The sequence below is a fragment of the Acidobacteriota bacterium genome, assembly GCA_003696075.1.
GTDB lineage: Bacteria > Acidobacteriota > Polarisedimenticolia > J045 > J045 > J045.
The window spans coordinates 1-12,492 of sequence record RFHH01000143.1; the positions used below are offsets into that span (position 1 = coordinate 1).

General features: G+C 73.3%; 8 protein-coding genes. 5 read left to right on the forward strand and 3 right to left on the reverse strand.

Annotation, left to right across the window (positions count from 1 at the left end; translation table 11 throughout):
• The coding region (locus tag D6718_09880; protein RMG44537.1) for a CHAT domain-containing protein at positions 1 to 2,439 on the reverse strand (2,439 nt) is incomplete at its 3' end.
• Positions 2,440 to 3,118: 679 nt separating this feature from the next.
• On the opposite strand from D6718_09880, the gene D6718_09885 reads away from it, so the two are divergent.
• Both D6718_09885 and D6718_09890 read left to right on the forward strand, forming a co-directional pair.
• A complete protein-coding gene (locus D6718_09885) occupies positions 3,119 to 3,739 on the forward strand; it encodes a sigma-70 family RNA polymerase sigma factor (GenBank protein ID RMG44538.1) in 621 nt (206 codons plus the stop codon).
• Complete coding sequence (locus tag D6718_09890) at positions 3,736 to 4,575, forward strand: hypothetical protein (protein RMG44539.1); 840 nt, start codon at positions 3,736 to 3,738, stop codon at positions 4,573 to 4,575. The genes D6718_09885 and D6718_09890 overlap by 4 nt, the downstream gene beginning before the upstream one ends.
• On the opposite strand, the gene D6718_09895 is transcribed toward D6718_09890, so the two are convergent.
• A complete protein-coding gene (locus D6718_09895) occupies positions 4,548 to 6,140 on the reverse strand; it encodes a hypothetical protein (protein ID RMG44540.1) in 1,593 nt (530 codons plus the stop codon). The genes D6718_09890 and D6718_09895 overlap by 28 nt on opposite strands.
• A gap of 139 nt (positions 6,141 to 6,279) precedes the next feature.
• On the reverse strand, positions 6,280 to 8,385 hold the full coding sequence (locus D6718_09900; protein RMG44541.1) for a S9 family peptidase: 2,106 nt from the start codon (positions 8,383 to 8,385) through the stop codon (positions 6,280 to 6,282).
• Positions 8,386 to 8,429: 44 nt separating this feature from the next.
• On the opposite strand from D6718_09900, the gene gmd reads away from it, so the two are divergent.
• From gmd to D6718_09915, 3 genes are all read left to right on the forward strand, one after another.
• Positions 8,430 to 9,575 carry a GDP-mannose 4,6-dehydratase gene (gmd, locus tag D6718_09905; protein RMG44544.1) on the forward strand — a complete coding sequence of 382 codons (1,146 nt, stop codon included), beginning with the start codon at positions 8,430 to 8,432 and terminating at the stop codon, positions 9,573 to 9,575.
• A gap of 403 nt (positions 9,576 to 9,978) precedes the next feature.
• Positions 9,979 to 10,638 (forward strand): class I SAM-dependent methyltransferase, encoded by a 660-nt coding sequence (locus tag D6718_09910; GenBank protein RMG44542.1) that lies wholly within the window; start codon positions 9,979 to 9,981, stop codon positions 10,636 to 10,638.
• A 7-nt stretch (positions 10,639 to 10,645) separates the two neighbouring features.
• A partial coding sequence (locus D6718_09915) for a glycosyltransferase (protein ID RMG44543.1) occupies positions 10,646 to 12,492 on the forward strand: 1,847 nt, incomplete at its 3' end.

The window sequence follows — 12,492 nt, forward strand, 5'->3', positions numbered from 1 at the left end:
CCCCGGTCCTGTCGCGGCCCTGAGGGTGATCACGAAGGGGGCCCAGTAGGCCGGGTGCGGGCGGCGGCGGTGGGCCTCGCGCGCCGCGCCGGCGAGCGCGGCGACCGGGTCTTCGCGAGCCGCGAGCCGGCGGTGGAACGACGCCATCAGCTCGGCCGCCGAGTCGTCCTCGACGCTCCACAGCGACGCCACGACACCGGCCGCGCCGGCCCGGAGCAGTGCCCAGGACAGGCCGAAGATCCCCTCCCCCGGAACGAGCTCCCCTTCCCCCGTGCGGCAGGCCGACAGGACGACGAGCGCACCCGCGAGGCGGAGCTGCGCGAGCGCCTCGAGGTCGAGTCGCTCGCCGCGCGAGAGCACCAGCGCCGAGCGCTGCGGATCGCGCGTTCCCGCTTCGGCGTGCGTCGCCAGGTGGACGAGCGAGAAGCGGCCGAGATCCCGTGCCAGGAAGTGGGCCCGGTCGAGCTCGGCGCCGCGGAGAATCTCGGCCTCGTCCCCCCAGGTTTCCCGGAGCCTTTCCAGTTCCCACGATGCCCGCGGGAGCGGGCCGTAGCGGCCCCCCGGATCGGGTAGCGGCGCCCCGGCCAGCAGCACCGGCCCGCGCACGTCGATGCGCGCGGGGGCTCCGGCATGGGGGAGTCTCGCGAAGAGGAGCCGGTCCCCGAGAAACGCGCTCCCGTCCCCGCGCTCCTCGTCGGGAAGGGCGGCGAAGGGGAGCAGCGCGAGCGGCCCATCGGGGACGAGGTAGACGCGTCGGGCTCCGGAGAAGGCGGGCTCGAGCGGATCGAACACCAGGGCGCGGAGCCGTGCGCCCGCCTCGCGCGCGCGAGCGAGCGCCCTCTCCGGATCGAGCCGGGCCTCGACGCTCAGGAGCGGAGCGCGCAGAGCGGCGCGGAAGCGGCGCAGGAGCGAATCGAGCCTCCGGCGGCCGGCGAGCAGAACGGCTCGCGCCGAATCGGGTGCGATCACCACCGCCACCGAATGCTCGCGGCCCAAAAGGAAGGTCGCCAGAGCCTCGCCCGGGCGAAGCGCGCGCTCGATGCCGGGAAGATCGGGGGCGGCGAGCGGGTCGCCGGCCCCGGCGATGCGGCGGAGGGCGCGCGCGTGCGCGCTTTCGACCACGCGAAGCACCTCGGAGACCGGCGCATGCCCGGCGGCCAGCGCCCAGGCGAGATCGGCGTAGGGCTCGTGCCGCTCGAGGAGGAAACGCAGTCCCTCCCCGAGAGGATCGAGCCCACGCCCGGCCTCCTCGAGGCGCGCCACCGCCTCGCGGAGCGCGGCCACGGCGGCGCGGACCCGGCCGGCTTCGATGAGGGCCCGCCCCTGCTGCCAGCGCGCCACCCAGTGGGGCCACCACAGCCGCTCCCGGGAGGCCCGCCGGGCGAGGGCGTCGAGTTCGGCTGCGGCGCGTTCCGGCTCGCCAACGCGCGCGAGCCGAGCGGCGTCGTAGACCTCCGCGAACAGGGCCACGACGGGGTACCCGCCCCGCTGCGCGAGTTCCCGCGCGCGGGCGAAGTCCTCCCGCGCCGCCTCCAGCTCTCCTCGGGCGAGCCTCACCCGGCCGCGCTGCAGCGCCGCGAGGGCGGCGGCCTGCGGGTCGGCCGAGCCGACGCGGGACAGCCACTGGAGGGCCTCGGCGGCATCGCCGCGCTGGCGGTGGAGGTTGCCCAGGGCGAGCGCGGCGAACGCGGCGGTCTGCACGTCGCCTTCGCGGCGGCCTTCCTGATAGAGGCGCTCGAGCACCTGCCGGGCCGCTTCCGCATCGCCGAGATCGAGGAGCAGCGACGCCCGGTTGTACGCGAGCCGCCTCGCGGCATCGGGCCGGCCGAGCCGTTCCAGGATCGGGGCGGCGGATGCCAGAGCGTCGCGCGCGCGGGCCAGGTCGCCCCGCTCCACCAGCAGGCCGGCCAGGTTGGCGAGGGAGAACGCCTCGAGGTCCTGCCGCCCGGCGCGCCGCGCCGCCTCGATCGCTTCGCGATAGAACCGCTCCCCCTCGTCGATGTCGCCCCGGGCGTAGGCGGTCCAGGCGACGCCGTCGGCCGCCCGCGCCACCCCCACCGGATCGTCCGCGCGGCGCGCGAGATCCAAGGCCTTCCGGTAGAGCGGCGCCGCCTCCCCGGTGCTCCCGCCGCGCAGGAGGCACTCGGCGCGGGCCCAGACCGGTTCCCACCTCCCGGGGCAGCGAGGGGCCACGCGCTCGAGGCGCTCCGCCAGCTCACCGAGGGAGCGATCGGCTTCCGCTCGGGCGACCGCCTCGCGCCACGGGGCGTCTCCTTCGCGGCACGCCTCGAGGCCACCTTCCTGCGACCGGCCGGCGGGGGCCGGCGAGTCCGAACCCCCGCAGCCGGGGGCCAGTAACAGGGCTGCGAGCGCGATCCACCGGACCGCGCGGAGCGTCACGCGCTCCGGCCCGACCGGCACCAGCGCGGACCACGCCATGCGAGAGCCGTCCGTCCAGGGCGGAACGAAACGAGGATACGCCCCGGCGGCCCGGGATCGGTTCGGAGCCGCGTCCCCCCAACTGGTCCCAGGAAAGTGACCCGCGGACAAAACTCGTAAGGTGCGTCCGGAATGGTGCATTTGCGCCGCGAACCTGTTGAAGAGAGGGGGGTTGTGCCGCAGGATCGGACGCTGGCTCCGGCTCGGCGGCTAACTGTCGGCCGCGTGGGAACTTCCCGGTTCCCGATGCACCATTCCGGGCGCACCTCACGAGCGTTGGACTCGAGAGTGGATCTCGTCCGGAGCCGCGGACCCCGACTCCCGCTGGCGGTCCGAGCGCGCGAGCTGCCCGCCGGGCCGCAGCGGGCGGGGCAATCGCGAGATCGGCGGCGAGCTTCCGGCCGCTGCCCCGGGTGGGTGCTTCCGCGCCGGTGCGCACCGGCGCCCGACCTCACGAGAATCCGCGGCTTTTTCGCCCACTCCCGCGTCCGGCGGCAGATCCGGTTACAACATCGAGACCCGCAAAAACTTGGACCGAGAAGCGCACCATCGCGGGGGCGCCCCGGCCCCGGTGGTGGTCGGCGCGGGTACCGGAAGCTGGCGGGGACGCCGGCAGGGTGCCGCCCTCGTATCCTTGGGATGCCCCGTGTGAAATGCGGCGGGTCGCGGTGCGATCCCCATGGACGGGGCCGGCCGAGCGATGGACGAGGACCGGGCACTGCTCGAGCGGTTGCGGAGCGGCCCCGCCCGGGGCGACGCGATGGCGCAGATCCTCGAGCGGCACGCCGAGCGCACCTACGCCTTCTTCCGGGCGCGCGTGGGCGATCCGGAGATCGCGGCCGAGCTCAATCAGGAGCTCTACCTCGCGCTTCTCGACAGCCTGCGGAGTTTCCGAGGCGAGTGCTCGCTCGAGACGTGGTTGTTCCGGCTCGCCCGGTGGCGGCTCGCGAAGCTGCGGCGGCGCTGGTCGGTCCACACCGACGAGAGCGCGCCGCGACCGCTCGAGGCGGTGGCCGAGCGCGTTCCGGTCCCGGGCCTGGAGCCGGACGAACGCGCGGCGCGCAGCGAGCGCATCCGTCGGCTGCGCGACTGCCTCGCCCGCCTGCCGGAGATCGAGCGGGCGGTCGTCGTCGCCCACTACTACGAGGGGCAGACCCTCGACGAGGTGACGCGCCGGCTCGGCCTGACGAATCCGAGCGGCGCCCGGGCGGTGCTGCTCGCCGCGCAGCGACACCTGAGGGCCTGCCTTCACCGGAAGGAGCGCGCCGGCAGGTGCGCGAAGCGAAGGAGAACGGGATGAACCGACCGGACCCGGAGATCGGCTGCGGCTTCCTCGACGAAGCCGAACTCGAAGCGCTCCTGGCCGACCGGCTGGCGGACGCCCGCCGCCGCGCCTTCGAGGCGCACGCGGACGGCGGTTGCGATCCGTGCGCTCTCCTCCGCGCCGACGTGGAGTGCTGGCGGCAGGCCGCCGAAGAGACCCCCGAGCGGGTGCGCCGCGAATACCGAGCGAGCTCGGCGGGACTCGCCCGGACCCTCCGCGAGCGGCTGCCGGACCGAGCGGACCCCCGCCTCCGCAGGCGGCTCGCCGTCGCCGCCGCAGCGGCCGTGCTGCTCGTCGCGATCGGCGTCTGGTTCCGGCCCGTCCCCGCACCCCCGCGGCTCGCGCTGCCGGGCGGTGCGACGATCGCCCTCGCGCCGCCGCCGCTGCTTCCGTCTCCGGTTCTCCGCGGCGAGGAGGCCGCCGACGGCGCCTGGGCCGCGATCGCGTCCGACTACGCGGCGGGGCGCTACCGGCGGGCGGCGGCGCGGCTCGCCCGCCTGGAACGCCGGCGGCCCGGCCTCGAGGAAGCGCCCTTCTACCGGGGCGTGTGCCTGCTGCTTGCCGGCGATCCCCGCGGCGCGCGCGACGCGCTCGCGCGCGCCCGTTCGATGAGCGCGGCGCGCGGCATGCCGACCGGGTCGATCGACTACTACCTCGGCCTGGCGGAACTCGCCTCCGGGCACCTCGCCGAGGGCCGCGCCGCTCTCGTCCGCTGCCGTGACGGCGGCGGTCCGCACGCCGACGCCGCGTCCCAGGTGCTCGACCTGCTCGCGGGCCTCGGCGATCAGCCGCCGGAGGGCTCGACGTCGTAGAGGAGCGAGCCCGGGTAGCCGCCGTCGTGGTGGACGAACGGCGACTGCACCTGGTGTCCGATCCGGATCCACCCGTTCCCGTCGTTGGGCGCGGCGCCCTGGAGCGGCTGCGCGGCGCGGGACTCCGCGGAGCCCGGGGGCCCCGTGCGGCACGGGCAGGAGGGATCGGAATCGACGCAGGCGCAGAAAACGTCGAACGTCGAGCCCGGCGGACACCCGGGTCCAGGAGTCCACTCGAGCACGTTCTTCAGGTCCCCACGTAGAACGCGGAGGTCTTCCGCCTCGCACACGCTCGCCGCCGTCTCCTGCACGGCGATCGCAACGGGGCAGCGCTGGCACGTCCCCTCCGGGGGTGCCGAGTCCAGGTAGACGATCGCCGATGTCCCGTCCGCGCGGAGAACCGTCACCGCGTCGTCGTCGCGGCAGGCGACGAACAGCTTCCTCCAGAGCACGTGTCCCAGCAGGTCGAGCGCCACCGGTCCCGCCGCGGTCGGATAGGGAGTCGCCGAGCAGTCGGCGGGGTCGATCTCGAACACCCGCCCTCCGCTGCGGTCGGCGGCGAAGACCCGATAGGAAGCCGGCCCGGGACCGGCGACCGCCGCGGCGACCAGCTCGCCCCCCGGGGCGCACTCTCCACCCGTGTCGAGGTTCTCCAGACGTCCCTCCGGGCCAGTGGGAAGGACCGGCAGCTCCCGGCCGAACGGCGTGCCGGGTCGGCTCCGCGACGGCCAGCCTCTCGCGGACAGTTCGGTGGCCCTCGGCGTACCGGCGGAGAAGGTCGGCCCCGTCTTCGCCAGGCCGGCGACCGGCACCGCGAGAAGCCGGTCGGGCAGTTCCTGGAGGGCCGGTGTCTCCTGCACCGTGTACCAGGCGCGCTCGACGCGAGGGCCGGCGACCGTCGGAAGGACCGTGACGTCCAGCGCCCGCTCGGTGGCATCCGGGTTCGGCCCCCCGGTCAGCGGCCCGGCCGAAACCAGGGTCTCGAAGAGCGGCCCGCCCGAGACGAGCGCGTCCTGGTCGAGAACGACGAACCACGGCTCGACGATGCCCGTGGCGGGATCGACCGTGTCGGCGGCGATGTGCAGATAGGCCGTTTTCACCTGCGAGTCGCCAGGTGGAAGCGCGCCCGCCGCGCCCGCGGCGCCGGCGGACCGCGCTCCCGGCGGCGACCGTCCGGTGTCGGGCGGTGGGGACGCGCGCCAGCGCGGGCGGGCGGCGGCACAGCCCTTCAAGGTCGCTCTCCGCCCGAGGAGCGCGCCCACGTCCACCTCCCGCACCACGGCGCGGGCCACCGCGTCGACGACGAGGACGAAGGCGCCCCGCGTGACGAAGGCGTGGGCCCCGGGCGCCGCGGGCCGGGTGGAGAAGGCGAGCCCGCGCGGAGCCGCACCATCGGGCGCCGGCGGCAGCGGAATCGCCGCGATCACCTGCTCCGACGCGGCATCGAGGATCTCGATGTCGCCGCTCTTCTCGTCGAGGACCCAGACCTCCTGCGCCAGCGCCGGGATCGACATCCCGGCCGCGACGGCGCAGGCCGCTGCGATCGACGTCCTCCCGCTCCGCATGCGGCCTCCCCGCCGGCTCGCGCGCGGGCGAGGCGCCCGCCGCGTCCGGCGCCCGGCGGGGCGCCTCGCGGTCGCGGGAGCCGTGCTACGACGCGACTTGCCCGAATGATACGCCGCTGCGGCGCGGCGCGCCCGGCGGTCAGCGCAGGCCGACCTGGGCCATCAGGAAGCCGTAGTGGCGCGCCGCCTGGTCCGCTCTCTGGTCGATCGTCACCGCCCCGGCGTGTCCCGACGCCTCCTGGAGGTGGAACAGGATCGGTTCCTCCCGACCGTGATCGGCGTCGGCCCAGCGCACCGCGGCGGTGAACTTGCGCGCGTGCACCGGATCGACGCGGGCGTCGTTGACGCTGGCGGTGACCAGAAGGGCCGGGTAGTCGGTGCCGGGGACGACGTTGTGGTAGGGGGAGTAGGCGAGCAGGTGGGGGAACATCTCCGGATCCTCCGGGCTGCCGTACTCCTCCGTCCAGATGTTGGCCAGGCCGAAGCGGTGGAACCGGATCATGTCGGTCAGCGGCACCTGGCACAGAACGGCCTTGAACAGGTCGGGCCGCTGCACCATCGCCGCGGCGACCAGAAGGCCGCCGTTCGACCCGCCGGCGATCGCCAGCCGGTCGGCCGACGTGTAGCCGCGATCGATGAGCCACTCGGCGGCGGCGATGAAGTCGTCGAAAACGTTCTGCTTGTGCTCCCGCATGCCGGCCTCGTGCCAGGCGCGGCCGTACTCCCCTCCCCCGCGCAGGTTCGGGATCGCGACGCCGCCCCCCTTCTCGACCCACACGGCGTAGACGGTGGAGAAGTGCGGAGTCCGCGAGACGTTGAAGCCGCCGTATCCGGTGAGGAGGTAGGGCACGCTTCCGTCCCGTGGAGCGCCCTTGGCGTGAACGAGGAACATGCTCACCCGCGTGCCGTCCTTCGACCGGTACCAGACCTGCTCGACCTCGATCCCCGAGGTGTCGATCGGAACCGGAGAGCGGCGGTACAGCTTCAGCTCGTTCCGCTCAGGATCGTAGGTGTAGTCGGACGGCGGGTGGGCGAACGAGGTGAAGCCGACCCAGACCGGGCCCTTGGACCAGTACCCGCGCACCGACGCCGAACCGATCGCCGGTAGCGGGACGTCCTGGAGGTGGCGCCCGTCCAGATCGTAGACGGCGATCCGCGTTGCCGCGTTGTGCTGGTAGACGGCGTACAGGAGGCCGTCCACCGGCCGGAGATCCTGCAGCCGGTCCTCGCTCTCCGGGATCAACTCCTTCCAGTGCTCGCGGCCGGGCTCCGCCACGGGAGCGGTCATCACGCGGTAGTTCGGGGCTTGCCAGTCGGTGACGATGAGGAGCCGGTCGCCGACCACACGGACCGCGTACTGCGCGTCCATGCCCGTGGCCACGGGGCGCCGCACGCCGGTTCCGATCTCCTCGAGCCAGACCTCGTCCCGGCTGAAGCGCGACCGGTAGACGATCAGCCAGCGCCCGTCCTCGCTCACCACGGCGGAGTTGAACGTCTCCTTGACCTCCTCGTCGGCCGCCACCAGCCGGTCCTCCTCGGGCGGCGTGCCCAGCCGGTGGAACCACGTCCGGTGCCAGTAGTACTCCTCCCCGGGTGGCACCTCCCCCTTCTTCGGCCAGGCGCTGTAGTAGAAGCCGCTGTCATCGTGCAGCCACGAGACGCCGCCCTGCCGCCACCCCCGCAGGGTGTCGGGAAGCTCCTCCATCGTGCGCAGGTCGATCACCCGGATCACCGGGTTCTCGTCGCCGGCTCTCGCCTTCCCGTAGGCGGCGTACCGGCCGTCGGGCGACAGCGCGAAGACGGAGAGCGTCTCGGTCGGCTCCCACCGGTTGGGATCGAGGATGACCCGGTCCGGCGCGCCGGGATGCTCGCGGAAGTGGACGACCCACTTGTCCTGGTCGGCCCGTTTCGTGCGGTAGACGAGGCAGTCGGCGAGCAGGCAGGCGGTGGGGGCGGAGGTGTCGTCGTAGCGCCACAGCTCCTGGAACCGCTCGTAGAGGGCGCGCCGCTGCGGCAGGGCATCGGTGTAGGCGCGGAACTCCTCCGCGCGGGCCGCGTCCCAGCGGGCGACGCGTTCGCTGCCCGCGTCTTCCATCCACCGGTAGGGGTCGGCCACCCGCACGCCGAAGATCTCGTCGACGACCTCCTCCCGCGGGGCGAGCGCCCCGGTGCGGGGGAGCGTGGAGCAACCGGCGGCGGCGAGCGCCGCGAGGGCGGCCGCCAGGGGGAGCGTCCTGGATCGCACGATCGAGCCTCCCGCGCCTCGCGCGGAGCGGGCGCGCCGGCATGATGCCCAATGACGGCCCGGGGCGCGAGTCGCCGGGGTCCGCCGCGTTGCGCGGGCGTTCCTCGGGCGCCAGATTCCTCTGCGTGGCGCGCCGGGCGTTCATCACCGGGATCACCGGCCAGGACGGCTCCTACCTCGCCGAGTTCCTGCTCGCGCGGGGGTACGAGGTCCACGGCCTGATCCGCCGCTCTTCGACCTTCGGAACCGAGAGGATCGATCATCTTTATGTCGATCCCCACGAGCCCGGGGCCCGGCTCCGCCTCCACTACGGCGACCTCACCGACGGAGGCCGCCTGACCCGGCTGCTTCAGGAGATCGAGCCGGACGAGGTGTACAACCTCGGCGCGCAGTCCCACGTGGCGGTGTCGTTCGCCAATCCCGTCTACACCGCCGAGGTGGACGCCATCGGCACCCTGCGGCTCCTCGAAGCGATCCGCCAGCTCGAACGGCCGGTCAGGTTCTACCAGGCCTCTTCCTCCGAGATGTTCGGCAAGGCGCGGGAAGTGCCGCAGAACGAGTCCACGCCGTTCCACCCGCGTTCCCCCTACGCGGTCGCCAAGGTCTACGCCTACTGGCAGACGGTGAACTACCGCGAGGCCTACGGGCTGTTCGCGTGCAACGGAATCCTGTTCAACCACGAATCGCCCCGGCGCGGCGAGACGTTCGTCACGCGGAAGATCACCCGGGCTGCGACGCGGATCAAGATGGGGCTCCAGAAGAAGCTCTATCTCGGCAATCTCGACGCGCAGCGGGATTGGGGATTCGCCGGCGACTACGTGCGGGCGATGTGGCTGATGCTGCAGCAGGACGAGCCGGGCGACTACGTGGTCGCCACCGGCGAGCGGCACTCCGTGCGCGAGTTCGCCGAGCTGGCCTTCGGCCTGCTCGATCTCGACTGGCGGGACTACGTCGAGATCGACCCGCGCTATTTGCGACCGGCCGAGGTCGACGTGCTGCAAGGCGACGCATCGCGCGCCCGGCAGGTCCTCGGATGGGAGCCGAAGGTCACCTTCCGCGAGCTGGTCGAGATGATGGTCCGCGCCGACCTCGAGCTGGCTCGCCGGGAGCGCGCCCTCGCCGAGATGGGCGGGCGCGGCGCCTCCGAGCCGATTCCCGCCGGCGCGCGGCCGGACGGCGCCCGCTGGTAGCCCTGGCTCTTCATGAGACCGTGAAACGAAACGCCGATGCCGCTGGATCGCCCGCACGAAGGCCCTGGCGCCCGCCTCGGACCCGGAACACCCCAGGACGGAGGGAGGGCCCCGCTTCCGGCTTGGACGCGCAAAGCGCGGCCAAACGGATTGCCGGACAGTCCGGTGGACTGTCCGGCCGCGGGACAGGCCCCGCTTCCGGCTTGGACGCGCGGAGCGGGACCCAACGGATGGACGGACCGCCGGGTGGACCGTCCGCCGGGCCGCGGGAAGGCCGAGTCCGGGCAGCGGAGCCCCGAACCCCCGCCGCCGAGACGATGCGGTGCCCTCGCCGAGGGCTCCATGAATCGCCCGGGCTAGAATCGATGCGGCGGTCCGCGCTGACCGGCCGGGGGAGCGAACGATGAGCGGTGCGGTGAGCGGGCTCCGCCGTGCGCTCGGGGCGGCGTGGCGGCGCGCGCGGCGCCGCGGGGCCGACCCGGACGCGGAGATCCAGCTCGTCCCCGCCAAGATGCCGGAATTCCGGCCGCCGGACCTGGCGCCACTCGCCGGCACCCGGAGCGGCATGGCGGGGCACATCCTCTTCCTGGTCAACCTGACGGTCCAGATCCGCGCCCGCCATGTCGTCGAGATCGGACTCGGCGGGGCGAACTCCGCCTGCGCCTTCCTGATCGGGCTGGCGGAGACCGGCGGCGTGCTCACCAGCATCGACGTCGAGCGGCGGCCCGAGGCCGCCGCCCGGATCGCCGCGCTCGGCGGCCAGCGCCGGTGGCGCTTCATCCAGGGGACGAGCGACGAGGCGGTCCGGGAGGTCTCCCGCCTCGAACCGATCGACATCCTGATGATCGACGGCCTCCACAGCTACAACCAGTGCCGCCGGGACTACCTCAACTACGCCCCACTCGTCCGCCCCGGCGGCTACGTCCTCTTCCACGACTCGAGCGCCATCGAGGGGGTGCGGAAGTTCACCGAAGAGCTGAGGGAGCGCGGTCTGGAGGGGGTGAATCTCGACTACTGCAACGGCCTGTTCGTGCTGCACAAGCGCGACTCGACCGTGTGGTGAGCGGCCCATGAGGCTCGGTCTGGTCCTCCATCGGGAATTCCACGAGCAGGGGCGGTGGGTGAGTGCGCTCACGCCGCGTCTGATCGACGAGCTGTGCCGGCGGCACGAGGTCTGCTGGATCGGCGACCAGCGGACCTACGAAGCCGTGCTGGGGGATCTCGACGCCCTCTTCTCCTGCGAGCCGGGCTGGGCGGCGCCGAAGCTCGACTTCTCCCGGACCCCCGCCTTGCGCGCCAAGCTGGCGGAGATACCGAGCTACATCACCTTCAGCGACCCGCACGACAACCGCTGGCGCGAGCGCTACTTCCTGCGGAGCGGCCTCGGATTCGTCCTGGGCTACTACTACGAGCCGACGCTGCGCCACTTCCGACGGCTGCCTCCGGAACGTCTGGTGCACTTTCCGTGGGCCGTCCCGGACGAGTGGATCGGCCGGGAGCCGATCGTTTTTCGCGGCCAGGAGCGGATCGCCTGCTTCGGCGCCAGCCGCCACGAGGCGTACACGGTCCGCAACTGGTGCCGGACGTTCCCGTTCGTGGACTCGCGCGCGAACAGCGGCGTCGAGAACAAGGTGATGACCGACGAGGAGTACGCGGCCTGGCTCGCCACGCTGGACGCTGCGATCGCCGCCGGATCGGACGATCCGCGCTACCAGCTCACCACGCCGAAGTACTTCGAGATCGCCGCCGCGGGAGCGCTTCTCTTCGCGCAGTGGACGCCCGATCTCGCGCGGCTCGGCTTCGAGCACGGCGTGAATTGCCTGGTGTTCGACCGCGGGAGCTTCGAGGTCCTGGCGCGCGAGTATCTGGCGCGCCCGGAGGAGTTCCTGCCGCTGCGCGAGGCGGGCCGCGAGTTGATCCGCCGGCGCCACAGCCTCTCGGTCCGCCTGGACGAGTGGGAACACCACGCGCTCGAAACGCGCGAGGCGCTCGCCCGGGCCCGCCGCGGAGCGACCGTTCCGGTCCGCCGCCCGCCCCGAACGCGCCGCCGGCCTCTCGTGACCTGCATCGTCGACGAACCGGGATGGGCGCACGATCTCAAGGCCCGCAACCTCGCGCGTGCGCTGTCGGGCCGTTATCAGTTCAAGATCCTCTACCAGCGGAAGCTCCGCGCCCGCTGGCTGGACGCCGCGGACCTCATCCTCGTCTTCTACTGGATGCAGCTGAGTCACCTCGAGCGGATGGGCGAGGCGTTCGCCCGGAACCGGCACAAGCTCGTCCTGGGCGTCTGCTCGCATCAGGAGATCGAAGGGGATCGGCGGAAGCCGGCGCTGGAGGCGCTCGGAGCGGCCCGCGCCGTCTTCGCCAACAACCTGGCCCTGTGGCGCGAGCTGTCGGCGGAGCTGGACCGTCCGGTGTTCTACACGCCCAACGGCGTCGACACCGACTTTTTCGCCCCCGCCGAGGCCGCGGGTTCTGCGGCGTGCGGCGAGCTGGCGGTCGGGTGGGCCGGCAGCCTTTCCAACTTCGGGCCCGACGAGCGCGGGTTCGACTCCTGTCTGGTGCCGGCCGTGGAGCGTACGCCCGGGACACGGCTCGCCGTCGCCGCGCGCGAGGAGCGGTGGCGCGATGCCGCCGAGATGCGCGACTTCTATCGTTCGCTCGACGTCTACGTCTGCGCCAGCCGCGCCGAAGGGACGCCGAACCCGTGCCTCGAGGCGGCCGCCTGTGGCGTCCCGATCGTGACCACGCGGGTCGGAAACATGCCCGAGTTCGTCGAGGAGGGCGTCTCGGGGCTTTTCATCGATCGCGACCCGGACTCGCTCGCCGAGCGGCTGGCATTCCTGCGCGATGCACCCGCGCTCCGCGCCGCGCTGGGCCGGGGCGCTCGTCGCGCCGCCGAGCGGTGGGACTGGCG